Consider the following 24970-nt stretch of genomic DNA (forward strand, 5'->3'; position numbering starts at 1 on the left):
CCAGCGGGTGCGCTCGCCCTTTATAATTGCCGTCTTTGAATACGCACAAAGAATCGGCATGGAACTGGCCAAGAGTTTCGAACCGGCGGAAATCGAACGCCGCTGGTATGCGAGCTGGGAAAACGCGGGCTACTTCAAGGCAGGCCTCGATCGCAGCAACCCCAATGCTTTCTCCATCCTGCTGCCGCCGCCCAATGTGACCGGCACGCTGCACATGGGGCACGGCTTCAACCAGACCGTCATGGACGCGCTGACGCGCTACCACCGGATGCTCGGCCACAACACGCTGTGGCAGCCGGGCACCGACCACGCCGGCATCGCGACCCAGATCGTCGTCGAACGCCAGCTCGACGCCCAGGGCGTCTCGCGCCACGACCTCGGCCGCGCGAAGTTCCTCGAAAAGGTCTGGGAGTGGAAGGAATTCTCCGGCAACACGATCACCCGCCAGATGCGCCGCCTCGGCACGTCGCCGGACTGGAGCCGCGAGCGCTTCACGATGGATGCCGGCCTGTCGAAGACCGTGACCGAGACCTTCGTCCGGCTCTACCGCGAAGGCCTGATCTACCGCGGCAAGCGCCTCGTGAACTGGGACCCGAAGCTCAACACCGCGGTCTCCGACCTCGAAGTCGTCTCCGAAGAGGAGAACGGCTTCATGTGGCACCTGAAGTATCCGCTCACCGACGGCAGCGGCTTCCTGACTGTCGCGACGACCCGTCCCGAGACGATGCTCGGCGACACCGCGGTGATGGTCCATCCGGATGATGAACGCTATGCGCATCTGATCGGCAAGACCGTGACGCTGCCCATCGTCAATCGCGAAGTGCCGATCATCGCCGACGAGTACGTCGATCGCGAATTCGGCACCGGCGTCGTCAAGGTCACGCCGGCCCACGACCAGAACGACTATCAGGTCGGTCTGCGCCACAAGCTGCCGATGATCATCGTGCTGAGCCTCGATGCGCGCATCCCGGCCGAGGCGACGATCGTGACCGACGGCCGGATCAGCGGCAGCGTCACGCTGCCCTCCGAGCTCGTCGGCCTCGACCGCTTCGAGGCGCGCAAGGCCGTTGTCGCCCAGTTCGAAGCGCTGGATCTGCTGGTCGAGATCAAGGAACACAAGCTGATGGTGCCGCGCGGAGACCGGACCGGCGTCGTCATCGAACCGATGCTGACCGACCAGTGGTTCGTCGCGATGAGCAAGGCCGGCGCGAACGGCAAGAGCATCGCCGGCGAAGCGCTCGAAGCGGTCGCCTCGGGCGAGATCAAGTTCGCGCCCGAGAACTGGGTCAACACCTACAACCAGTGGCTCAACAACATCCAGGACTGGTGCATCTCGCGTCAGCTGTGGTGGGGCCACCAGATCCCGGCCTGGTATGGCGAGGACGGACAGGTCTTCGTTGCCCACGATGAGGCGGAAGCGAAGAGCGTCGCCGCCGCCGAAGGCTATACGGGTGCTCTGACCCGCGACGAGGACGTGCTCGACACCTGGTATTCGTCGTCGCTGTGGCCCTTCAGCACGCTGGACTGGACACCGGAATGGCCGGCGAAGAGCAACGACGCGCTGGATCTCTACCTGCCCTCGACGGTCCTCGTGACCGGCTTCGACATCATCTTCTTCTGGGTCGCGCGGATGGTCATGATGACCAAACACCTGACCGGCAGGATCCCGTTCAAGACCGTCTATGTCCACGGTCTGGTCCGCGATTCGAAGGGTCAGAAGATGAGCAAGTCCAAGGGCAACGTGCTCGACCCGATCGACCTGATCGACGGCATCGCGCTCGACGACCTGGTCGCGAAGCGCACGACCGGACTGATGAACCCGAAACAGGCCAAGCAGATCGAGAAGGAGACCCGCAAGGAGTTCGCCGACGGCATCCCCGCTTTCGGCACCGACGCGCTGCGCTTCACGTTCGCGAGCCTCGCGACGCTGGGGCGCGACATCAAGTTCGACATGATGCGCTGCGAGGGTTACCGGAACTTCTGCAACAAGCTGTGGAACGCGACCCGCTTCGTGCTGATGAACACCGAGGGCAAGGATTGCGCCCCCGGCGCGACCGATCTCGCCCTCTCGGACGCCGACCGCTGGATCCTCTCCCGGCTGCAGCGCGCCGAGACCGCGATCGCCCAGCACTTCGGCGACTTCCGCCTCGATCTGATCGCGTCCGAAATCTACACGCTGATCTGGGACGAGTACTGCGACTGGTACCTCGAACTCGCCAAGGTGCAGATCAACACCGGCGATGAAGCCGCCCAGCGCGCGACCCGCCACACGCTGCTCGCCGTGCTCGAGACGATCCTGCGTCTGGCCCACCCGGTGATCCCGTTCATCACCGAAGAGCTGTGGCAGACCGTCGCGCCGCTCGCGGGCGCCAAGACCCACGACAGCATCTCGATCGCCGACTACCCGCTCGCCAGCGAAGCGCTCGTCGACGAGGCGGCCGAAGCGCGGATCGCGTTGCTCAAGGCCCTGGTCGGCGCGGTGCGCAGCCTGCGCGGCGAGATGAGTTTGTCGCCGGCCCAGAAAGTGCCGCTGATCGTCGCCGGCGACACGGCCGACGTCGCCGCCTTCGCGCCCTACCTGACGGCGCTGGCCAAGCTCGAGAGCGTCGCCGCTGCCGGCGAAGCACTGCCGCCCTCGCCCGCTCCGGTGCAGATCGTCGGCGATTTCCGGCTGATGCTGAAGATCGAGATCGACATCGAAGCCGAGCGCGAACGCATTGCGAAAGAGATCGCCCGCATCGAAGGCGAGATCGTCAAGGCCAACGCCAAGCTCGGCAACGAGAGCTTCGTCGCCCGCGCGCCGGCCGCCGTCGTCGAACAGGAGAAGAAGCGCCTCGCCGACTTCGGCGCGACGCTGGAGAAACTGAAGGAGCAATCGACCCGCCTGGGTTGAGGCTTGCGCAGAGACAAAAAAGGCCGACGGAAGCGTCGGCCTTTTTTTCGCTCAGCCGGGCTCGTCCTGCTTCACTGCCTCACCCGGTAGTCCTTGATCAGATCGTGCACCAGCCTGGCCTGGGAGGTGAGCTGGGCTGCGGTGGAGGCGCTGCGCTCCGCGTGGGTACTGACGGCCTGAGTGGCGTGATCGATCTGGAGCATGCCCTTGGAGATTTCCTCGATGCCGATCACCTGCTCCTGGGAGGCCAGGGAAATATCCTCCACCAGCTGCGACAGCTCTTCGGCGCTGGTAACAATCTGCTTTAGGGATTCGGAGGTCTTGTTGGCCACATCGACCCCGACCGCGGTCTTGTCGCTGGAGGACTGAACCAGCTGGGTCACCTGCTGGGCGGCCCTGGCGCTGCGCGTGGCCAGTGAGCGCACCTCGTCGGCCACCACGGCGAAGCCGGCGCCGGACTCCCCAGCCCGGGCGGCTTCGATCGCAGCGTTCAGCGCCAGCAGATTGGTCTGCTTGGTGATGTCGTTGATGGTCTGGATGATGGTGGTGATGTTGTCCCCGGAGGCCTTGATCTCCTGCATCGCGGAGAGCATTTCGCTCATGTCGTGGGCGCCGGTGACCGCCGCCGTGCGGGAAGACTGGGAAATGGTCTTGGCCCGCACCGCGTTTTCCGCGTTGCTCTTGGTCTGGGAACTGATCTGCGCCATGGCCGTGCTGATTTCCTCGATCGAGGCGGCCGAGCTGCACGCCCCTTCGGACAGTTCCTGGCTCAGCTCGGACATGTCCTTGGCGTTCTTGTCGATGGCCCCGGCCTCGGTCTGCAAGTTGCCGATCATCCGATTGAGGTTTTCGACCATCTTCTGCAGGGATTTGCCCAGCTGGTCGGAGGGTGAGGTGAGCTTGACGCTGCAATCCAGGTTGCCTTCGCTGATCTGTTCGGCCAGATTGACCTTCTCCTGCAGGCTGTCGGCCATGCTGTTGAGGGCCGACGCCAGCTTGCCCACTTCGTCATCAGAGCTCACGGTCAGCCGGGCGTCGAAAATCCCGTATTCGATCTTTTGGGCAATTTCGGCGGCATCCCGGATCGGCTTGGCGATTCGGGCCGCCATTCGCCACAGAAACAGGCTGGCCAGCACGATGATGCCGGCGCCGATGCCGACCTGAAGCACGGTGGTCGAGACGGAACGGGCGGAGACATCGTGGTTCAGCTCATTGACCTTGGCCAGCACCACTTCCCTGGGCACCTGAATCAGCACGGCCCAGGGCTTCTCGGTCCTTCCGAGGGATATCGGCGCCAGGGCGTTCATGGTCTGGGAGGCATCATCGACCCAGGTCTTGGCCTTGCCCGCCCGGATGTCCTCCAGCAGACCGGAAGCCTTCTGCTCCCCGACTTCCGGATTGAAGGACTTGCCGATCAGACCGGGATTGGCGCTGTCCGCCACCACGAGGCCCCGATCGCTGACGATCAGCAGCTTGCCTTTGCCGTCATAGAGCGATTTGTTGGTCTCCTCGCTGATCTTCTGGACAAAGTCCAGGTTGTAATCGGCCCCGGCAACCCCGACGAACTTGCCGTTGATCACGATGGGCACGGACATCGTGGCCAGGAACACGTTCTTGCCCTGCACGATATAGGGCAAGGGACCCAGCACACTTTCCTTGCCGGTGGTTTTCGGGCCGGCGTACCAGCCCCCCTTGGGCACCCCGTTCGGATGGAGAGCGTCAGAGTCGTACTCGACCAGAGGCTGGACCGCAATGGCGCCGCTTTCGCTGCGGGTCCAGTAAGGAGTGAAGCGACCGGTCCGGACATTGTTGCCGTTGCCCGGGCTGGCATGCTGAGCATCGGCCCCATCCACCGCGTTGGGTTCCCAGCAGGAATAGGTGCCGTTGAATTCGGGATTGCTGATCAGCACATTGTTCAGGATCGCATTGAGCTGGGGTCGCCCCATCGGCAGGCCGCCCTTGGACAGGGCAAAGGTATGGGCCATCGTGCGCGCCGCATCGAGGGCCAGGGCAAACCGCCCCTGGATGGCGCCGGCCTGGGCCGACGCCAGATTGCTCAGCTTGGCCTCGGTTTCGTTCCGTATCAGTTCATTCATGCGGCCGCTGACCATGCTTTGGGTCATCATCGATGAGCCGACATTGATGGCCAGCAGGACGACCGAGCTGATCACCAGCGCACTGCCCGCAGCCAGGGCAATACGGCCCTGGACCGACTGCATGCCAAACCTCTGGATCTTTTCTTTTAGCCCGCACATAGACCCTCCAGGTCCCAGAAGGAAAAGGCTGCCGCAGCGGAGGCGCAGCCTCCACCGGTGACGGATGGCGCCGCGTTCTAACACTGCCATCCCAACTAATCTTTCTAGTTGGCAAGTCAGCCTGCCGCAACACCGACCGGCACGCGAACGGGCAATCCGGACAAACCTGGCGGCGGCTTCTCAATGCCTGCGATCGCCGAAGCCCCCCTCATTCCACGATCAGCCGCGCCGGTGCGAGGGAGGCACGCCGAATGCAGCGCGGAAGCTGCTGCTGAAGTGGCTCGGCGAACTGAAGCCGCACTGCAGAGCGATCTCGGTCAGCGGTTTCCGTCCGCGCAGGAGCAGGATCTGGGCCTTCTGCATTCTCTGGCGCATCAGATACTGGTGGGGCGTGAGTCCGGTCGTCTGCTTGAACATGCGGGCGAAGTGATAGACGCTGAGTCCGGCCTCTCCGGCCAGATCCTCCAGCGTCAGCGCGTCCGCCAGGTGCTGCTCGATATGCTCCCGGATCCGCCTCAGCACGGACGGCGCAAGGCCACCGCGCACCGTCGGGACAGGCCAGCGCACCGAGCTGTAGTGCTGGACCAGATGGGTCAGCAGCAGCGTCGCGGTCGTGCTCAGCATCAGGTGATTGGCGCTCTGCTGCCAGTCGCAGCCGAGCAGGAAGTTCCGGTAGAGCTGAACGATGCGCGCGTCTTCGGCGAAAGTCTTCTCATCGAGCGCCAGGGCAGCCGGTTCCCTGTCCCAGACCTGGACCGCGATGTCGCGCAGATGCTGGTCCGTACAGTACAGATGCACGAAAGACAGGCCCGAACGCAAGTCCCAGATCGATTCGATGTCCTGTGGCATCAGACAGAAACGGTCGGGCCCGCCCCCCTTGTGCCAACCCCGCGGAGTCTTGTGGTAGGCGTCGAAGCCGCCCGCAATGTAGAGGCTCAGGGTGTGGTGGTCATAGTCCTGTCTGACCACGGCATTCCGGTTCGACCAGGAGGCGAGAGCGATGCCCGAACCGAGCTGCACGCGTGCGTGCAGCCTCGCCTTGTGCTGGCGCAGGTTCTCGATTGCGACATAGCTCGGGTTCATCGGGACAGGGTCGAGAGGGCGGACGCCCAGTGTAGAAAGTCGCTCCTCTGCTGGCCAGTCCCGCCGCCGGGTTCGCGCCAAATAAGCGCAAGATTCTGCAAGTTTCGCAAGGACAAGGAAGCGGGCGAGGAAGGGGCCGGGGCAGACTCGGGCTCTGTTCCCCCCTGGAGTTTCCTGATGAATTTGGCGCTCTATCTGACCGTCGTGCTGATCTGGGGCACGACCTGGATCGCGATCGCGATGCAACGCGGGCCGGTTGCCGCTCCGGTCTCTATCTTCTGGCGCTTCGCGCTCGCGTCGTCCTGCCTCTGGCTGATCCTCGTCCTCAGCCGCACTCTCAAACGGCTGAACCGCCGCGATCACCTGTTCTGCCTGCTGCAGGGCTGCTGCGTGTTCGGCTTCAACTTCTACTGCCTCTACACGGCCGCCGCTTATATCAGCAGCGGGCTCGAGTCCGTGATCTTCTCGATGGCCGTGCTCTTCAATGCGCTCAATGCGCGTTTCTTCTTCGGCCAGCCCCTGAAGCCGCAGATCATCGGCGCGGCCCTGCTGGGCGGCTGCGGCATCCTTGCGCTGTTCTGGCGCGAGCTCTGCGCGACATCGCTCAGCACCACGCTGCCGCTCGGCGTCGGCCTGTGCCTGCTGGGCGCCTATGGCTTCTCGCTCGGCAACATGATCAGCACCCGCCACCAGAGGCGCGGTCTGGACACGCTGTCGACGAACGCCTGGGCCATGCTCTATGGCGCGCTGGTGATGGGCCTGATCGCGCTGCTGCGCGGTGAGCGCTTCATGCCCGAGCTGAACCTGCGCTACCTCGGCGCGCTGAGTTATCTGGCGATCTTCGGCTCGGTGATCGCCTTCGGCGCCTACTTCAAACTGGTCGGCCGAATCGGCGCGAGCCAGGCCGCCTACAGCTCGCTGCTCATTCCATTGGTGGCCCTGACGGTATCGACGGTCTGCGAAGGCTATGTCTGGCATCCGAACGCGGTCGCAGGCCTCGCGATGATCCTGGCCGGCAATCTGGTCATGTTTGCCCGGCCAGGCAGAGGAGTGGGCGCAGCAGAGTGAGCCTTTGCTGTCTTGTGTCTGGAGAGCCGCGTTCAGCAAGGCTCTCCGGATAGAAGTTTCAGGCGTTCAGCAGCGCCACAGCTCAGCGCACACCGGTGAGTTCGAGTGCCTTGCCCAGAATCGCGTCATTCCCCGCCAGATACGCTTTGGCGTCGAAGGGAATGTAGATCGCGGGCGGAACCCCCGTCTTCTCATAGGCACCGCCGTCCGCCGCGACATAGCGCTCGTTCGACAAAGTTACGAACCAGCTATTGGGCAGCTGGTAGCTCAGCTGATCAGACAGCGAGCCGTTGGTGTTCTCGCCGATTACCGTCACATTGGGCAGCGCCCGCAAAGCCATGGTCAGTGATTCACCCGCACTGACCGTGAAATGACTGGTGAGTACATAAACCTTGCCCAGGAACACCTTGCCTTCGGGCTCGACATATCGCTGAAAGAGCGGAGCAAACCCGTCGCCATCGCGCACCTGCTTTGAAAATGCCAGGCGCCTGGCGGCCGCAAAGTGCCCGGCGATTCTCAAGGACACAGTGTCGTAACCGCCCGTATTGGCTCGCAGATCGAGAATGATGCTCTTCTTCCCTGCACATGCCGCGAGGATCGCCTCCAGCTGCTTGATCTCGCCATTGATGTCACCACCGTTGGGACCACCGGCTCCCATCTCACTGAAAACGGAAATCAGCGTGGTGTCTGCATTCAGATGCTTATAGGCAAGAAGTCCGTCTCCCCCCGTCTTGATGAAGGTCGGATCGTTCAGCACCTTATCGCGCATGGCGTAAACCGTGTTTTCATCGTAATCAAGCTTGGATCTGACCTGGTTGCTACCGTAGAGCACGGTGTGTGAATCGCCGGAAAGTCCGGACAAGGCGTTTGACATGATTTCAAACAATTCGTCTGGCGTGGTATTGGCATTCACCTGCGGACGATACCGATCGCGCACGGCCTTCCAGTCAAGCCCGCGAACCTTGAAGAAGCCATAATTGTCTTCGAAGGTTTGCCAGAAGACATCGAAGTTGAGTATCGGATCGCTGCTCTCTTTGGTGCCACCGTTCTGCAACACAAGCGGCAAGGCGGCGAGTGGCCGCAATACATAGCGGTGGTTTTCGTCAGCATCTTTGAGCAAGAGTCCATCACCGTCCAGCCGTGTCGCCTTCAGCGTCAGGTTCAGCGAAGGAAGCGTGACGGTGTCACCCACATAACTTCCCTCTTGGATTTTCATGCCGCTGATGCTGTTGGTCTGATGCAGAGTCATTTTTCCGCCAACTCCCTGCAATACCAAACCATAGCCTTCGGTTTTCCAGACCCCCGCAAGATTGACCGGCTTGTTGTTGCTGGCCTTTTTGTCACCCGAGGTGCCACCACAAGCGACAAGCGCAGCCGTGAATACGGCGAGCCAGGCGAGCTTGAGCAGCCGATTACTCCATGTCTTCACTTTCAGTCCTTTCCAGTAAACATATAAATACTTCGTCTGCCGTGACGAGGAATTCATTGCTTACTATATGGACCGCAGCTTAGTGAAAGCTTAAGAGCACCACTTATCAAATGGCGGCGGGAGCACGCCCGCGTTCGTCAGCCAGGAGGCCGAACGGTGACTTGGGGCGCAGCGATGGTGCACCTGATCTACGCCATCGTGCGCTCCGGAGAGCCATTCGGGGCCGATCTTGACCCTCCGGCGCTTGAGGATCAAGACGACACCTGACCTCACAGCCGGCTCACTTTAATAACTGCACAACCCCTGTTTCGCCGTTGGGAAGAACCTTGAAGCCACATACCTCAAGGGCTCACAGACATACCAGTGCTCATTTACCGACACTTCCCGATATGAAACCAATTTGTTGTCGGCAAAGGTGGCCTCAGTATAGGACTTGCACACCGGGAGCATCAGCGGGACGGGGATGACAGCCCATATCGTGAGGCCGCACCATCTGCGCTCGGACTCCGTAATGACGGTTCCGTTCTCCGGGTGAGCCTTTGCCCCGAAATCCTCTTGAGAAGCGGGGGTGGCTTGCTTTGTCCGCTCCGTGTGTCCGCCAATGGCCGTATAGCCGTAGCAGCCGGAGAGCATGAACAGGGACGCGAAAATAGCCAGGGTTCTTTTCATCGCAGCGACCTGATGTTTGGAATAGCGGAAGAACAAAGCGCAAACCTTGGACTATCCCGTTTGATTGAAGGACTAGACCGCATTCTTGCACACCCAGGCCCCCAACAGAACCAGCCCGAGAACCACCTGAGCCCACACCGCCAGGCGAGTAAGCTTGCGCAGCCTCACGCCAAGCGAAGAGCGTGAGCAAAGCGCCCCCCCGATGGCCAGGACAGGGAAGAACGCTAGCCCCCAGGCGAACCAGGCGACACCGACGCCCATGCACCCGAAGCTCTCGCAGCGGAGCCGCCAGATAAAGACTGCGCTGAGGGCGAGCGCCAGAACTGCGATGACGTGGAAGACGGCGAAAAATTTGCTCACGGAATGCGCTCCGCCACAGTGAAGCCGTTCAGCTTGAACCTTGCCTGAGCAGCGGGCTGGCACGCTAGCTCCCCGGGGAACACCAGCCTCGCCCCCCTTCGCAAACTATATATACGATACGCAAGTTGGCGCGCTTCGCCGGGGATATCGGCGAGCGGCCCCTTGTCGCTGAGTCCACCAACCCCTTCAGGCATCCTTCCGCGAAGAGACTGCGATGCACCTGCTTGAACGAGCCTCCTGCGCGCTCGCGTTGCTGATCGCGACCGCTCTGCCGTTGGCCACGCGAGCGGAGGAAGCGCTCACCTTTGCCGCCTCGGACGACTGGCTGCCCTACAGCTCGGCCCAGGCGCCGGAGGGCGGTCTGCTGGTCAAGATCAGCAGGGCGGCGTTGCGGGCCGCCGGGCGCGACTCGCACTACGTCTTCCCGCCGTGGAACCGCGCCATCGAGGAGGCCCGCGCCGGCGCAGTGACCGGGATTGTCGGCGCCTGGCATTCGGCGGAAAGGGAGAAGGACTTCCTCTACTCCGCGCCGATCATCAAGAACGATATCGTCTTCTTCGCCTTTGCCGACCGCCCGATCCGCTATCAAAAACTCGCCGACCTGCAGCCTTACCGCATCGGCGCGGTGCGCGGCAACAGCTTTATCCGCACCCTGCAGCAAGCACATTTACGCCTCGATCTGGCGACCAGCCAGGACGAGAATCTGAGGAAATTCATCAACAGGCGCTTCGACATTCTCGTCGACGAGAGGCGGGCCACCGAACTGGCTATCCGCACCCGCTTCCCCGGTCTCGAGAATCAAATCGTGGCGCTGCAACCGCCGCTCGAAACCAATTACCTGTACCTGATCGTCTCGAAAAGGGCGAACCATGCCGAGCAGATCGTCACCGACTTCAACAAAGGCCTCGCGACCATCGAGAAGGATGGCACCCTCAAGAAAATCTACCGGGAAAGCGGATTCTGAAGGCCCAGGGATTCTGCCCCGAAATCGACCATTCCGGCCTGCAGCAATTCACTCGATGTAAAGGCGATTCATCTTGCTCAGCGCTTCGGAATATTCGGCAGAACGGACCCTGTCGCCAAACCCGGAGGAAGTGCTTCCCAACCCTAGAAGCGATTCCCAATTCGAATACCTGTTGGGGACTTTTGAGGCTTCTTGCGGGTTGGTTTTGATTTGGGCGATGTATAGATCGACCACGAGAGACGTCGCGCCGCGTCGAAAAGCTCCCGCCCCCCGCAGCAGATTCCTCACTTTTCTGGGGAAAAATCTCTGCACAGGATAACGCCGGGCGTCTTCAGCATCCAGCCCCCGCTGGAACTGCTCCTCCGCATCTCTGTAGCGATCCAGCGCAATGTCTGCCCAGCCGGCCAGCTGATACCATTCGGCACGCGCGGTCGAAGCGGGTCCGCCGTTCTGTTTCGCCAGCAGCAAAGCCTCCTGATTGCGCTCGATCTCGAAGAGATACCATCCGTAGTTGAGCAGCGCGGATTCACGCAGATTGGGAGCGCCATACTCTCCAGGCGGCTCTGCGGTCGAAGCCTCCGCCCTGGCAATCGCCACGTATTCCTTCATCACAGCCGCGGCGTCGGCCGTTTTCCCAGACTGAAAATACGCTTTTGCCGCCGTGGCGCAGCTTGCCAGCCTGAATGCCAATTCGAGGTCATGGCGTTGCGTGCAGACCCGATGCAGGATTTCGAAAGCAGGCAGATCTCTACCGATCCGTGCAGGATACTTAGCCTTGACCATGAAGTCCGCCACGGCCTCCAGCGCGTTCAGTGACGCCAAATCGGCCTCTTCAACTGACCGAGCCCCACCTTTTTGGGTCAGTTCGTCAGCGGAAGCAGCCAGGGCACTGAGCTGCTCTTCTGATGTTGCATTCACCCCAAAGGGCGACATCGCCGCGTCGTATGCCGCGTAAGCGCGCCGAATGATTTTTGCGGGATGGTCCTGCGGGAACTGGGCAAGAATCTTCTCTTCTTGCTGATGAATCCAGTCGAGATGATCAGAATCAAATTGACCCCGTTCAGTCTGGATCGCACTGACATGAGCCTCAAGCATTTCCCACTTTTTGTCGGGATCGGCCTCTTTCGCAAAGCGTGCAACAAAATCACTGTCCTGCTTCTCCAAATCCCTTGCTCCTGCGCCCCCCTGCTGCGGTGCAACTTTTCCCTGAGCGCCGTGCGGGTCGCTCTTCGTCGAAGACTGATTTTGCCGCTCAAAGCAGCCTCCCGTCAGCATCATCGCGCAAAAAATCGCCAGCAACGAGAATCCTCTCAGAACCGCCCGCCCCCGGTGTAGGCGCGAAAGGAGAACAGTCATACGCATAGAATCCCGATCATTTTATTGCCATTCCCATAGCCATAAACAGGTCTTGAATTGCATCAAAGCCACACAAAATGATCGAATGCAAAACCTGACCCCTTGAGTTAGATCTCTATTGATATTCAATCTGCACGGCATCAGAAACGTGGTCTTTCCTATATACGCGCGCAGAAGAAGTTCCAGCCACAGTCACTTGGTTATCACCCAACCACTTGACCTTCAGGCCTGACGCCCCATCAACAACGACAAATGCCCTGTACTTTTCGCCGTCGTGAGCCACCCCCACCGGCTGAATGTTTGCTTGTATTGAATCTGGGGAGGTGGCACCGCACTCGCGTCTAAACACGAACAGCGCATGTCGTCCCGCAGGCGAGTCCACCCTATTCAAAACAATGTCTTTGCAACCCACCGCACTGGCGAACTCATCAGCCCGCATGCTCGCCACCCAAACAACGGAAGCAAGCAATGCCAAAAAAATTGTAGCAACCACATATCGCTTACAAGGCATCGTCAGTTTCAAAAATGATCGAATGCAAGACCTGACCCCGGACTTTTCGATAAGCCCCTCGGAACAGGTTTTGTATTTGATGCAACGCAAGACCTGTCCCCGGACTTTTCCAAGACGGTATCTGACCCCATTGCTTTTCTGCTAGCTAAATATCTTGATCAGCTCTTTTTTCGAGTCGCTTTCTATGAAGATCATTAATGAACATAACATTAGCAAACACAACCGACAAAACCGCATCGACCTGCATGGCAGATATTGCAGCAACCGCCGACAACGCAAGAGACTTTAGGACAAATGCGTTATTTACATAAAACCCCGTCTTGACGAGAGCGGTTTTTGCAGCCATTACTAGCAACGCCACCATCAAGACAACAGCCGATTGCAATACAGCCGCAACAATGCGTTCGAGTCGCTTAGTCTCTTCTCGCGTTTCCGAAAAATCCGCAATTTCTATTTTTTTTGGATCAACAATTCTATTTAGCGCATTCGGATACAAAAGAGCAATCCATATACCCATAATCGTAAAAACCATTGAAGACACGCTTGACAGCAGACCAATATAATCCTTTAGATCTCCATAGTGATAATCAACCCCAAACAACCAAACCAATCCATAAGCACCGACAAAAATCACCAGGTAGATAAAAGCGCGGATTAGCATTACGCCCCCACAGCCTTTTCGAAAACCGAAGCGGAAGCATTGTTTGCTCTAGTTACCTCCGCGAGCAATTCGGTTCTTTTTGTCGCCAGCCTTGCGTGCAAGGCTTCGGCAGTAAATACCTTTTGGTCTTTTTGATCAATATTGATTGACGCTCGAAGTCTATATCTATCAACCCAAACCGTATTTCCCGCTTCCGTCTCAAACCCAATGTTATCCCACTCGCCGTGCCCCCTGTTTTCGCGAGCAAATTTTTCGATTATTGTTTTTAGCTCTTGGGCTGTTGGCTTCACCTCTGCACGCACCTCAATCTGCCTAACTTTAGCTTTTGGTTTTGCCTTCAAATATGGCACAGAATCAAAAACCTTAACCCAAGCAGCACGATCATCTGGGTCGGTTTTGAGCTGAACAGTTTCTCTCCGTATTATGTGAGTTACTTTTGCCGCCAAATCAGTCATTTCCGCTGACGAAGTATTTAAACTGCATAGCTTTGTATCAAATCTATATGAAAATCGTGTTGGAGCATCCCCCGCACGCTCAGGAAAATAGATTCGCACAAAACCACCTTGTGTGATTTCCTTGGTTTTTCCGGGATGCTTAACTCTGTTATTGATGCACCGAACAACCCAGTCTTGCATCATTTCCGAGTCGCACACAGAATGATCAAACTTTATGGAAAGTATCAAATTCTTATCTGGGAGTATCCAGTAATAGCAAGGCCGCCCCCAAACAACCTTAGATCCTTTGTAATTATTAGTGTATGCAACCACTTCGCCCCGCCCAGGGAGATCATCTTCTCTTGCCCCATAAAGAGTCCCAGCCGAATCGGAGTCAGACTTCCATAGAACCAGAAGAAACTCCCCTGTGGTTTCGCATTTATAAATATCACGACAGTAACATTTTGGAGAATTAATAGAAGAATCATTTGGATCCCATGGAATGGTATCAACAAGACCTCTATCTTTAATCCACTCCATTATGGAATCAAATGTCTCAGACAGGTTAAGGCCGTGCGGATTCGTGTTGTTATACTTGTATAACCCACATGCCAAAACATTAAAATAGTTGATATGCCCGGTGATAATCATTAGAAGCCCATAGAACTGTCCAGCAGGTTTCGATTTGAGTACATCGCAAAATGCTGAGGACGGGAAAGCCGCGAGTCAGGTCCAGAATCTGATCATTTTTATGCAATGCAAGACACAATGATCCGCTCTATCGTTTTGTAAGTCTCGACACCTCTTCTATCGAAAGAGGCGGATTTGATGTATGAGCCACTCTGTGACAAGTTGGACAGAGACAAACAAGATCATTTACCGACGTGATCCGCCTCCCTCCTTCGGACAGTGGAACCAAGTGATGGCACTCAACGACGCTCCTTCCGTTTACACGCAAAGAAAAGCCACAAGCTTTGCACGCAAAGCCATCCCTTTCCTTGCATAGCAAGACAATTTCCGCCCTGCGGTAGTGCGCCAAAAATTTCCGCTCTTTTGCGTAACCTTCAATAGCAACTTCCGCGTCCGGGTTTTGCTGTGACTCAACCTTGATTCCTCCATACTTGTAGGAATCACTATGACTTAAAAAGCACTCTGGATTTCTATTGACATGCTCAAAGTGAGCGTGTGTATGCCCCCCGCCGGAGTGGGCCTTCACTCTCTCACCACATTGAATGCATTGAAACAGAGGCGATTCTTCCCTATCTCTTATTTCAATGGCTTCTTCGATATCAATTTCAGAGTCATTCCAGAAACAAGTAATAGATGTAGGCATGATAAGAAAACTCAAATTTTTAACATTGAAGCAACATAGGACAGAAGAAAATCCGCAACACCAGGTCTTGCTTCCCACAATTTCTCTACATTTTTAGGCTTTCCTTCAGGATTACAGCGCCCTACGCGCGCAGTGAGAGCCGCCCCCCTTGCTCGCAATCTACACCCAGGGTACTTCGTGTTACAAGGTGTAACGCCTTGTCTTAACGACAAAAAAGCCGACTCAACGTCGGCTTTTTGCTGCACTCCGCTCACCCGACGAAATCCTCGTCGGGCTCTCCGTAGGGATCGGCGTGGACCAGCACGATGAGGGCCGCGATCGGGTCGAGTATCGGCAAGCCCGAACAGACCCCGCGCCGCCCCACCACCGTCAGCCGGGCAATCCCAGAACAGGAATGATCAAGAGCAAGGCACGGCCCCTGGGGGTAAGCAGGCGATGCCGTGCGTTTCGAGCCATCCCCAGGCTTGTTCGGGGGTACTGACGGTAATAATGGGTACGGAAATATCGTCAAAAACGTGTTGGCGCTCGGTGACGCGCGCCAGGAACATGGCACTGTGAATGCGGATGATAGCCTTGGCGCCGTGCGCGACGTTCCACATCAGCAGCTCGTGCGAAGCGGCAAAGCCATCGCGCGTGCCCCCTTGCCATTCGCGCAGATCCATCACATGCGCCCAGTGCGTCGGTTGGCCAGCATCAAGCCAAGCTTGGCGGATGCCCGCCGCCATGGCCAGCACACCTTCGCGATTAAAGCTGTCGCGCAGGGTGACCAAGCAGACTTGTGCAAACCATTGCACTGAAAATTCACCATGAGCGTTGAGCATGTGACTCTTTGGAGCGCCGGGTTCCACTTAATATAGCTCCCCGCTCACGCAAGGATCTGCCAGACGATTGCAGTGCAGGCTGAACAGGATGGCGAGCAGTCGCATCAAGGCCATGCTGCGGGTGAAACGGCATAGAGGGCTAGGCGGGGGGATTCCCCGCGCCAGAGCTTCATGATGTTGCCCCCCCTCCTCGCGCCACAAGGCAAAACGTCCCGTCTTTTCGCCCCAAAAAAAGCCGACTGCAAAGTCGGCTTTCTCTTGCTCTACCCCGCTCACCCTACGAAATCCTCGTCCGGTTCTCCGTAGGGATCGGCGTGGACCAGCACGTCGAGGACGGGCAGATCCTTCTTGACGCGATTGCGGGCAGCGACCGTGATCTCGTGGCCTTCGCTGACCGTGATCGCACCGTCGATCTCCAGATGCACGTCGACGATGATCAAGTCGCCCATCTTGCGCGTTTTCAGATCGTGCACGCCCTTGACGCCCGGCGTCGTCTGCAGGATCTCGCGGATCTGCTCGACCTGGCTCTCGTCGACGGCGCCGTCCATCAGGTCGTGCAAGGCGCTCCAGCCGAAGGTCCAGCCCATCCGGGAAACCATGACGCCGACCACCAGCGCCGCGATCGGGTCGAGGATCGGAAGCCCCAACAGGCTGCCACCGATGCCGACCGCGACGACCAGTGAGGACGCCGCGTCCGAGCGCGCATGCCACGCGTTCGCGACCAGCATGCTCGAGCGGACCCGCTCGGCGACCGCGAGCATGTAGCGGAAGAGCAGCTCCTTCGCGAGCAGCGCGGCGAGCGCGACCCACAGCGCCGCTACCTTGACCTTCACGATCAGGTGCGGGTCGTGCAGCTTGTTCACGGCCGACCACAGCATGCCGACGCCGACCGCGAGCAGCAGCACGCCCAGCACCAGCGATGCGGCGGTCTCGTAGCGGTGATGGCCGTAGTGGTGATCGGCGTCCGCTTCCTTCTGGCTGTGGTGGTTTGCAAACAGCACGACGAAATCGGCGACGAGATCGGACAGCGAATGGATGCCGTCCGCGATCAGGCCTTGCGAATGGGACAGAATACCGGCAACAATCTGGGCGACGGTCAAACCGATATTGACCACGACGCTGACCAGAGTGCTGCGCCGCGCCGCCGCGTGTTTTTCAGGGGATTCGCCTCCGGCCGAAACCTCGATCTGATCGTTCATCAATTTCCTTGGCAAAGTGGGGGATATATCCCCTGCATGTTACCTCTGCCAAACCGCCTCCGCAGGAGAAACCCATGACCCCATCCCGCGCGCTCGCTTTCGCGCTCGCCGCGCCGAAAGCCGAGCTGCATCTGCACATCGAAGGCTCGCTCGAACCCGAGCTCGCTTTCGCGCTGGCCCAGCGCAACGGCATCGCTCTGCCCTACGCGGACATCGACGCTTTGCGCGCCGCCTATGACTTCTCGGACCTGCAGTCCTTCCTCGACCTCTACTACGCCTGCGCCGACGTGCTGCGCAGCGAAGAGGATTTCCGCGACCTGATGCTCGCCTATCTCGCGCGGGCCGCTGCCGACGGCGTCGTCCATACGGAGATCTTCTTCGACCCGCAGACCCACCTCGCGCGCGGCATCGCCTTCGCGACGATGTTCGAAGGCCTCGCCGCGGGCGCCGCCCAGGCCAAGGCTCAGTTCGGGATCAGCACGAAGCTGATCCTCTGCTTCCTGCGCCATCTGTCCGAAGAGGACGCGTTCGCGACGCTGGAGGCCGCCCTGCCCTTCATAGCCCGGATCGACGGCTTCGGCCTCGATTCGTCCGAGAAGGGCCACCCGCCCGCGAAGTTCGAACGCGTCTTCGCGCGCTGCCGCGACCTGGGCAAACCGGTCGTTGCCCATGCCGGCGAGGAGGGCCCGCCCGCCTACATCGTCGAAGCGCTCGATCTGCTGAAGGTCAGCCGGATCGACCACGGTGTGCGCGCCAGCGAGGATGCCGCGCTGATGGCGAGACTCGCCGCAGAGGGCATGCCGCTGACCGTGTGCCCGCTCTCGAACGTGCGCCTCTGCGTTTTCGCGACGATGAAGGATCACACGCTGCCGGCGCTGCTCGCGGCCGGGCTCAAGGTCACGATCAACAGCGACGATCCGGCCTACTTCGGCGGCTATCTGGGAGAGAACATCCGCGCGGTGCAGGCCGCTTTCGAGTTCGACGTCGACACCTGGTACACGCTGCTGCGCAACAGCCTCGAAGCGAGCTTCGCCAGCGACGCCGAGAAGGCCGGCTGGATCGCGAAACTGGACGAAGCCCGCGCCGCCGCCTGATCCGGCAAGCGCTCCGCCTTTACGACAAAAAGCCCGCAAATGCGGGCTTTTTGTTTGAAGCGACGACGCTCAGGATCAGGCTTCGAGGGCCCGGCCGATCACTTCGCCGACATCGCGGGACAGGTCGGTCTTGGCCTGGATGCGCAGCAGCTGGGTCCGCGCCAGGCTCTGCCGGGCCGCGTCGAAGCGGCGCCACGCGTCAAAGCTGCGCGCGATCCGCGACGCGACCTGCGGGTTCGCCGAATCGAGCAGCAGGATCACGTCGGCCGCCAGCGCATAGCCCGAGCCGTCCGCGGCGTGGAAGTGCCTCGGGTTGCCGCGGCAGAACGCCCGCACCAGCGCATAGACCTTGTTCGGATTGCGGATGTCGAAGGCCGGATGGTCGAGCAGGCTGCGGACCCGGCTGCCGGTGTCGGCCGCGCTGGAGAGCGCCTGCACGTTGAGCCATTTGTCGACGACCAGCGCTTCGTGCTTCCAGCGCTCGAGGAAGGCGTCGAGCGCGGCCTGGCGTTCGGGCACATCCAGATTGGCCAGAGCCGCCAGAGCCGCGACCGAGTCGGTCATGTTGTCGGCTTCGTCGAGCTGGGCCTTGAGCAGAGCGAGCGCTTCCACGGTGGCGGAACCGGCCAGATAGTCGAGGCAGGTGTTGCGCAGCGCGCGCGCGCCGACCTGGGCCGCATCGGGCGAGTACGGCGCCGAGAGCTTCAACGCCTGATAGGTCATCAAAAGCTCGCCCTTGAGCTGGGCCGCCAGATGTCCGATCAGCGCTTCGCGGGCGCCGTGGATCGCGTCCGGATCGACGACGCCGCTGACCGCCTCGGCCAGCACGACTTCGGACGGCAGGGTCAGCGCTTCGGCGATCAGCGCCGGATCGCTCTCGGGATCGGCGGCGGAGGCGAGCAGCGTGCGGATCGCTTCGACATAGGAGGCCGGGATCCAGCCGAGCGCTTCGCCCTTGCCGGTCTGGAAGGCTTCGATGCCGCGCAGCAGGATCTGCGTCGCGAGCCGTTGGCCGGCTTCCCAGCGCGAGAACGCGTCGGTGTCGTGCGCCATCAGATGGGTCAGCTCGGCCTCGGCATACGGGTAGTCGAGGATCACCGGAGCCGAGAAGCCGCGCAGCAGCGAAGGCACGGGCTGGACCGCGACATCCTCGAACACGAAAGTCTGCTCGTCTTCGCGCAGCTCCAGCACCCGCTGGGTGCCGACCGCCTTGTCTTCGCCGGCGAGGCGCAGCGGCAGCTCGGCGCCGTCGGGGCCGATCAGGCCCAGCACGACCGGCAGGTGGTAGGCGCCGCGCGAGAACTTGCGTCCTTCCGCTTCGAGGCGGCGCTCGTAGGCGGTGGCCGGATACTGCTGGGTGAAGCTCAGCGTGAAGCGGCGCGCCGCGGCATCGTACTCGCCGCGCGCGACGAGGCGCGGCGTGCCGGCCTGGTTGTACCAGCGCTTGAACTGGGTCAGATCGACGCCGGACGCGTCAGCCATCGCGGACACGAAGTCCTCGCAGGTCACCGCGTGGCCGTCGTGGCGCTTGAAGTACAGATCCATGCCGGCGCGGAAGGCGCTCTTGCCGATCAGCGTGTGGATCATCCGGATCACTTCGGCGCCCTTCTCATAGACGGTCGCGCTGTAGAAGTTGTTGATCTCGGCGTAGCTCGCCGGCCGGATCGGATGGGCCATGGGCCCCGCGTCCTCGGGGAACTGGGCCGCGCGCAGCGTCCGCACGTCCTGGATCCGGGTCACGCCGGCCGAATGCATGTCCATGCCGAACTGCTGGTCGCGGAAGACAGTCAGGCCTTCCTTCAGCGACAGCTGGAACCAGTCGCGGCAGGTCACGCGGTCTCCGGTCCAGTTGTGGAAGTACTCGTGCGCGACGACGCGGTCGATGTGCTGGAAATCGCTGTCGGTCGCGGTATCGGGGCTCGCCAACACGCACTTCGTGTTGAAGATGTTGAGGCCCTTGTTCTCCATCGCCCCCATGTTGAAGTCGCCGACCGCGACGATCATGTAGTGATCGAGGTCCATCTCCAGGCCGAAGACCACTTCGTCCCACTTCATGCTCTTCTTCAGCGCGGCCATCGCGTGCGCGCACTGATCGAGCTTGCCCGGCTCGACGAAGACCGCGCAGTGCACGGTGCGCCCGGAGCGGGTCTGATAGTCTTCCCTGAGCACGTCGAGCTTCGCGGCAACCATCGCGAACAGGTAGCTGGGTTTACGGAAAGGATCGACCCATTTGGCCCAGTGCCGCCCGACGCCTTCGCTGCCCGAGGCGACCGGATTGCCGTTGGAGAGCAGCACCGGGAACTTCGCCTTGTCGGCGTGCAGCGTCACCGTGTACTTGGCCATCACGTCGGGACGGTCGAGGAACCAGGTGATGCGGCGGAAACCCTCGGCTTCGCACTGCGTGAAATAGCCGTCCTTGGAGCGGTAGAAACCGGAGAGCTGGGTGTTCTTGTCCGGTTCGATCAGGCTGACCGTCTCCAGCATGAAGGCTTCGGGAAGCTCGACGCGCAGCAGCAGCCGCCCGCCACACAGCACATATTCCCCCGCAGCGAGGATTCGCCCATCGAGCGCGACCGATTCGAGGACCAGATCCTCGCCATCCAGACACAGCGAAGCCTGGGGATCGGCGGCAGCCGGATTGCGGCGCAGCCCCATCCGGGAGCGGACCCGGGTGTTCTCGTCGAATATTGCGACATCGAGATCGACGGTATCGATCAGGAAAGGCGGGGGGGTGTAATCCTTGAGGTAGATGGCCTGGGGCGTTTCGGTACGCATGATTGTCCTTGCTGGGGAGACGCGAACTCGTGATTCGCGCGAAGGAATGGATTCTATTTCAGCGACAGGCTGAAAGGGATTCACCCGCGCGACGACAACTTATGTCATGGCACGGAAATGACCGAAGCGAAAGGATTGGCCCAAATAAACACCCCCCGGAGACGGGGATCACCGGGGGGCAGGAGGGAGACAAGGCGCGGTGCGATGACTCGTCGCGGGGGCGCGACGTCGGGGGGGATGGCGGGGGAGCCAGTCATCGCAACGCCTCGGAACGCATTAGGCGCCCATAACCCCGCTGCGTCTTGGCGAGAATTGCTGGCTTTTCCCCGCTCGGCGAGGTTTTCCCCGCGCCCCCGGCTGGCGCTGGTATACCGCGGCGTCAAACGCGAATGCGCGATGCCGGGAATCAGGGAAAACCCTAGATTCGGCGGGATTGACGGGAATTGCTGCGCCCTCCCGGCCCGCTCACTCGAAGAAAGCCTGCCAGCTCGCCAGAGCGTCGCGGCGGGGACCTGGCAACGGGCAAATCTCGTCCTTGCGCGACAAGGCGTCGGCCAGAAAATCGACCGCGCGCAACAGATGTGGCCCCCGATCGAGCAGAACGGCTTCGCCGCACACGCTCGCCATCGCCTCAACGAGTTCGCGCCGCGAAGGCGGGCCGCGCCGGACCAGCCGGTCGAGTTCGGGCGCGGTCCGGATGACCGGCACGGCGGCGGCGGCGCAGAGCGCGGCGATCCGCGCGATGAGCTCGCCGAGCCGCTCGGGGCCGAGTTCGACGGCAAGCGCCGGGGCCGGCAGCAGCACCGAACAAGGCAGGCGACTGGCCGCGGCGACGAGGATCTCGGGCAGATTGCGCGCGGCGCGTCGGCTCTCCGGCTTGATCGCCAGCGCCAGCGCACGGGCGGGGCGGGACGGACATCCAGCGAGCGCGGTCAGCAAGGCCGCGACATCGTCGGCGCCCTGCAGGCGCGAGCAGGCGAGGATGTCGGCATGAGCCGCGGCAAACGGCAGAGCGGCGAGATCCTGATCGCTGAGCGCCGACACGGCCATCTCGGTATCGGGGAAATTGAGGCTGCGTCCGGACTTGAGCCGCTTGCCGTCGGCGCTCGCCTGGATCACTTCGAGCCGGACCGCGCCATAGACGCGCTCGACGACCCGGGCGCCCAGCTCTCCGTCATCGATCCAGACCGAATCGCCGAACCTCAACTGTCCGATGATCTGCGGCTGGCTGCAGCCGATTCCGGTCTCGCCCTGCGGCAGCTCGGACGGCGCGCGGGCGAGCCAGAAGCAGTCGCCCTGCGCATAGCGGCGCCTCTCCCCGGCCTCGCTGAAGCGGACCGTCTGGGGCCGGGTTCCGCCGAGTTCGGCGAGGATGCTGAGCGGCAGGCCCAGTTCATCGGCGACCCGGCGAAAAGTCTCGGCCTGAAGCCGCCAGACGCTCTCGTCGTCCTGCGCCAGGTCCAGCCGCAGGATTTCGACGCCCAGGCTGAGCAGCTTGACCGCGAACTCCCTGTCCCCGGCAAGGCTCGCGGGCACCGTCACGATCAGACGCGTACTCCTGCCCGGCAGGGCCGGCCCCAGCACCGCATTGGCCTGCGCGTCGAGGCAGCAGGCTTCGCCGCCAAGCTCGTCCGGCGAGGCGGGTTCGACGCTCTGACCGCTCGCGCGCGCGAGCAGCGTCGAGATCGCGGCCAGAGTCCCGGGCACCCTCGCCCAATCAGCCGTCGGCAGCGCCAGGCCGAAGCGCCCGAGCTCCCGCTGCAGGCCGCTCAGATCGCGCCGGCTCAGCGCGAGGTAGATCGCGATGGCCTGGGCTCTGGGCAGAAAATCGCTCTGTCTGAGCCAGCCAGACCACGCCCCGAGCAGCTGCGCAGTCTCCTCGGCGAGCTGCGCGCGCAACGCGTCGATTTCGGAACGAAGATCGCTCAGATCGGGGTGGCTCGGGTCGATGAGGCGGGCTTCACACCCGGTCGATGTCGGCATGACGACTCCTTGTTTGCTGCGCGCAGCCTGAGCCAGGACTGTTTCAGGAAAGCGAAGCGGGAAGGTTTTCCCTACGCCGCACAGCGATCGGCTGACACCAAGGCTTGGATTCCGCGGCCATGCCCTGTATTTTTGAGGCTTACGGCCCCTCCCTTCCCCGAGTTCCAGAAAGATGGCCTCTCCACCGAAACTGCGCGTGCTGCTGGTCAATGACACAGGGCGGACCGTACAGGCCCTGCAGTGCTCGCTGATCCAGGCCGGCTACGAAGTGCTGGCCGAGGTGAACGGCGCGGCGGCTCTGCTCTACGCGGTCGAGAACCTGCGTCCGGACGTGATCATCATCGACACCGAGTCGCCGTCGCTGGACACGCTGGAACAGCTGTCGGTGATGGGCAAGGCCGCCCCCCATCCGGTGATCATGTTCGCCGAGCAGGGCGAGCTGCCCGCGATCAGGGCCGCCGTCGACGCCGGCGTGACCGCCTATGTCGTCGACACGGTGACGCCCGAGAAGCTCGCGCCGATCATCAATCTGGCCCAGGTCCGCTTCGAGGACGACATGAGGCTCAAGGCCCGGCTCGCCAGCGCCGAGCAGCAGCTCGCCGACCGCAAGGCGATCGACAAGGCCAAGCTGATCCTGATGCAGAAGCGAGCACTGTCCGAGGAACGCGCCTATGCGCTGCTCAGAAGCCAGGCGATGGAACAGGGGCTGAGGCTGGCCGACATCGCCCGCCAACTGATCAACACCGCCAAACTGCTGGGCTGAAAAATGAATCCCTCCCCGCTCCGCCGCATCCGTCTCGGCTTCGTCCCGCTCTCCGACTGCGCGCCGCTGGTCGTCGCCCGGAAACTGGATCTGGGCGCGCGCTACGGCCTCGAACTCGATCTGCAGAAACAGGCCTCCTGGACATCGATCCGCGACAAGCTGATCGACGGCCGGCTCGATGCGGCGCACTGCCTATACGGCATGGTCTATGGCATGGATCTGGGCCTGGGCAGCCCGGCCGAGGCGATGGCGGTGCTGATCGCGCTGAACCGCAACGGCCAGGGCATCACGCTCTCCTGCCCGCTGAGCGACGAGATCGCGGCGGGCGCCTCGCTCGCTGAAATCGCGAAGCGCCGGCAGCTGGTCTTCGCCCACACCTTTCCGACCGGCACCCATGCGATGTGGCTCCACTACTGGCTCGCCGCGCAGCGCATCAACCCACTGCGCGACGTCAGGATGGTCGTGATCCCGCCACCGCAGATGAGCGAAGCGCTCGCCAGCGGCCTGCTCGACGGCTTCTGCGCCGGCCAGCCCTGGCACGCGGTCGCCGCCGCGCGCGGCCTGGGCCGACTCTGCGCGCACAGCAGCGAGATCTGGCCCGACCATCCGGAGAAGGTGCTGGCCTGCCGGCGCAGCTGGATCGACGAAGATCCGGCGCGCGCCACCGATCTGTGCCGGGTCCTGCTCGAAGCCTGCCGCTGGCTACAAACGCCAGTCCACCGCAGCCAGGCCGCACACTGGCTGGCCGAGGAAGGCTATCTGGGCGTGCCGGGCGAGCTGATCGACGCGCAGTGGCAGAGCCTTCTGCCGGGCGGCCCGCTCGAAGCGAGCTTCTTCGCGGACGGCGCGGTCAACTACCCCTATCTGTCCGACGGCCTCTGGTTCCTCTCCCAGTTCCAGCGCTGGGGCATGGTGGAAGCGGATCCCGCTGCGCTGGAGCGCGTGCGCGCCGTGCAGCAGACCGAGCTCTACACGACGGCGGCGCGGAGCCTCGGCATCGCGGTGCCGACGGCCGCTAACCGCCACTCGGTGCTGATCGACGGCGTCCCCTGGCAAGGCGAGGAGGCCGGCGCCTATGCGTCCGGTTTTGCGATCAGGGCCGGCACCGCGACCGGGAGCCGCGCACCATGATGGAGCGCAAATTGCCGCCGCGCGTCCGGAAAGACCCCGCTCGCACGATTGAATAAGCCCATCTCCTCATGGCATAATTTTTGCCATACAAGCTTCGTCCGGCGCAACGGCGTGCCGGACTGACGAACACGATTTTCGGCCAAGGCTGGCCGGCATCACGGACAAAGGCGTCCCCTCCCGATCGCGGG

At 61.5% G+C, this 24970-nt stretch carries 19 protein-coding genes; 6 read left to right on the forward strand and 13 right to left on the reverse strand.

Features of this window, described 5'->3' with window-relative positions; all coding sequences use genetic code 11:
- Positions 1–58 precede the first annotated feature (58 nt).
- Positions 59–2893 (forward strand): valine--tRNA ligase, encoded by a 2835-nt coding sequence (locus ACHFB9_RS14875; RefSeq protein WP_417068170.1) that lies wholly within the window; start codon positions 59–61, stop codon positions 2891–2893.
- A 71-nt stretch (positions 2894–2964) separates the two neighbouring features.
- Here ACHFB9_RS14875 and ACHFB9_RS14880 read toward each other — a convergent pair whose 3' ends face one another.
- Together ACHFB9_RS14880 and ACHFB9_RS14885 are read right to left on the reverse strand one after the other, a co-directional pair.
- Positions 2965–5112 carry a methyl-accepting chemotaxis protein gene (locus tag ACHFB9_RS14880; RefSeq protein WP_417068172.1) on the reverse strand — a complete coding sequence of 716 codons (2148 nt, stop codon included), beginning with the start codon at positions 5110–5112 and terminating at the stop codon, positions 2965–2967.
- A 255-nt stretch (positions 5113–5367) separates the two neighbouring features.
- A complete protein-coding gene (locus tag ACHFB9_RS14885; protein WP_417068173.1) occupies positions 5368–6231 on the reverse strand; it encodes a helix-turn-helix domain-containing protein in 864 nt (287 codons plus the stop codon).
- Between the two features lie 177 nt (positions 6232–6408).
- Here ACHFB9_RS14885 and ACHFB9_RS14890 point away from each other — a divergent pair, with 177 nt between their 5' ends.
- Positions 6409–7299, forward strand: coding sequence for a DMT family transporter (locus ACHFB9_RS14890; protein ID WP_417068175.1), 891 nt, complete (start codon positions 6409–6411; stop codon positions 7297–7299).
- A gap of 82 nt (positions 7300–7381) precedes the next feature.
- Here ACHFB9_RS14890 and ACHFB9_RS14895 read toward each other — a convergent pair whose 3' ends face one another.
- Together ACHFB9_RS14895 and ACHFB9_RS14900 are read right to left on the reverse strand one after the other, a co-directional pair.
- Positions 7382–8728: a S41 family peptidase gene (locus tag ACHFB9_RS14895; protein WP_417068176.1), complete on the reverse strand. Its 1347-nt coding sequence runs from the start codon at positions 8726–8728 to the stop codon at positions 7382–7384.
- Positions 8729–9469: 741 nt separating this feature from the next.
- Entirely contained in the window at positions 9470–9757 is a 288-nt protein-coding gene (locus ACHFB9_RS14900) for a hypothetical protein (RefSeq protein ID WP_417068178.1), read from the reverse strand.
- A gap of 214 nt (positions 9758–9971) precedes the next feature.
- Here ACHFB9_RS14900 and ACHFB9_RS14905 point away from each other — a divergent pair, with 214 nt between their 5' ends.
- A complete protein-coding gene (locus tag ACHFB9_RS14905) occupies positions 9972–10721 on the forward strand; it encodes a substrate-binding periplasmic protein (protein ID WP_417068180.1) in 750 nt (249 codons plus the stop codon).
- A 48-nt stretch (positions 10722–10769) separates the two neighbouring features.
- Here ACHFB9_RS14905 and ACHFB9_RS14910 read toward each other — a convergent pair whose 3' ends face one another.
- The 7 genes from ACHFB9_RS14910 to ACHFB9_RS14940 form a co-directional block, all read right to left on the reverse strand.
- Positions 10770–12020 carry a hypothetical protein gene (locus tag ACHFB9_RS14910; RefSeq protein ID WP_417068182.1) on the reverse strand — a complete coding sequence of 417 codons (1251 nt, stop codon included), beginning with the start codon at positions 12018–12020 and terminating at the stop codon, positions 10770–10772.
- Between the two features lie 172 nt (positions 12021–12192).
- Positions 12193–12600: a hypothetical protein gene (locus ACHFB9_RS14915; RefSeq protein WP_417068183.1), complete on the reverse strand. Its 408-nt coding sequence runs from the start codon at positions 12598–12600 to the stop codon at positions 12193–12195.
- Positions 12601–12733: 133 nt separating this feature from the next.
- Positions 12734–13249: a hypothetical protein gene (locus tag ACHFB9_RS14920; RefSeq protein WP_417068185.1), complete on the reverse strand. Its 516-nt coding sequence runs from the start codon at positions 13247–13249 to the stop codon at positions 12734–12736.
- Positions 13249–14334, reverse strand: a complete 1086-nt coding sequence (locus tag ACHFB9_RS14925) for a hypothetical protein (protein ID WP_417068186.1) — start codon at positions 14332–14334, stop codon at positions 13249–13251. The genes ACHFB9_RS14920 and ACHFB9_RS14925 overlap by 1 nt, the downstream gene beginning before the upstream one ends.
- Positions 14335–14461: 127 nt before the next feature.
- Positions 14462–15016 carry an HNH endonuclease gene (locus ACHFB9_RS14930; protein ID WP_417068188.1) on the reverse strand — a complete coding sequence of 185 codons (555 nt, stop codon included), beginning with the start codon at positions 15014–15016 and terminating at the stop codon, positions 14462–14464.
- Positions 15017–15414: 398 nt separating this feature from the next.
- Complete coding sequence (locus ACHFB9_RS14935; protein WP_417068189.1) at positions 15415–15837, reverse strand: hypothetical protein; 423 nt, start codon at positions 15835–15837, stop codon at positions 15415–15417.
- A gap of 272 nt (positions 15838–16109) precedes the next feature.
- Positions 16110–17036, reverse strand: coding sequence for a cation diffusion facilitator family transporter (locus tag ACHFB9_RS14940; protein ID WP_417068191.1), 927 nt, complete (start codon positions 17034–17036; stop codon positions 16110–16112).
- A 74-nt stretch (positions 17037–17110) separates the two neighbouring features.
- On the opposite strand from ACHFB9_RS14940, the gene ACHFB9_RS14945 reads away from it, so the two are divergent.
- Complete coding sequence (locus ACHFB9_RS14945) at positions 17111–18130, forward strand: adenosine deaminase (protein ID WP_417068192.1); 1020 nt, start codon at positions 17111–17113, stop codon at positions 18128–18130.
- A gap of 75 nt (positions 18131–18205) precedes the next feature.
- Here ACHFB9_RS14945 and pepN read toward each other — a convergent pair whose 3' ends face one another.
- Both pepN and ACHFB9_RS14955 read right to left on the reverse strand, forming a co-directional pair.
- On the reverse strand, positions 18206–20905 hold the full coding sequence (pepN, locus tag ACHFB9_RS14950) for an aminopeptidase N (protein WP_417068193.1): 2700 nt from the start codon (positions 20903–20905) through the stop codon (positions 18206–18208).
- 465 nt (positions 20906–21370) lie between these two features.
- Positions 21371–22888, reverse strand: coding sequence for a pyruvate kinase (locus tag ACHFB9_RS14955; protein ID WP_417068194.1), 1518 nt, complete (start codon positions 22886–22888; stop codon positions 21371–21373).
- Between the two features lie 172 nt (positions 22889–23060).
- Here ACHFB9_RS14955 and ACHFB9_RS14960 point away from each other — a divergent pair, with 172 nt between their 5' ends.
- Together ACHFB9_RS14960 and ACHFB9_RS14965 are read left to right on the forward strand one after the other, a co-directional pair.
- Positions 23061–23651: an ANTAR domain-containing response regulator gene (locus ACHFB9_RS14960; protein ID WP_417068195.1), complete on the forward strand. Its 591-nt coding sequence runs from the start codon at positions 23061–23063 to the stop codon at positions 23649–23651.
- A 3-nt stretch (positions 23652–23654) separates the two neighbouring features.
- Positions 23655–24782 carry a CmpA/NrtA family ABC transporter substrate-binding protein gene (locus ACHFB9_RS14965; protein WP_417068197.1) on the forward strand — a complete coding sequence of 376 codons (1128 nt, stop codon included), beginning with the start codon at positions 23655–23657 and terminating at the stop codon, positions 24780–24782.
- Positions 24783–24970 lie beyond the last annotated feature (188 nt).

The sequence above is a fragment of the Niveibacterium terrae genome, from assembly GCF_048213115.1.
Lineage (GTDB): Bacteria > Pseudomonadota > Gammaproteobacteria > Burkholderiales > Rhodocyclaceae > Niveibacterium > Niveibacterium terrae.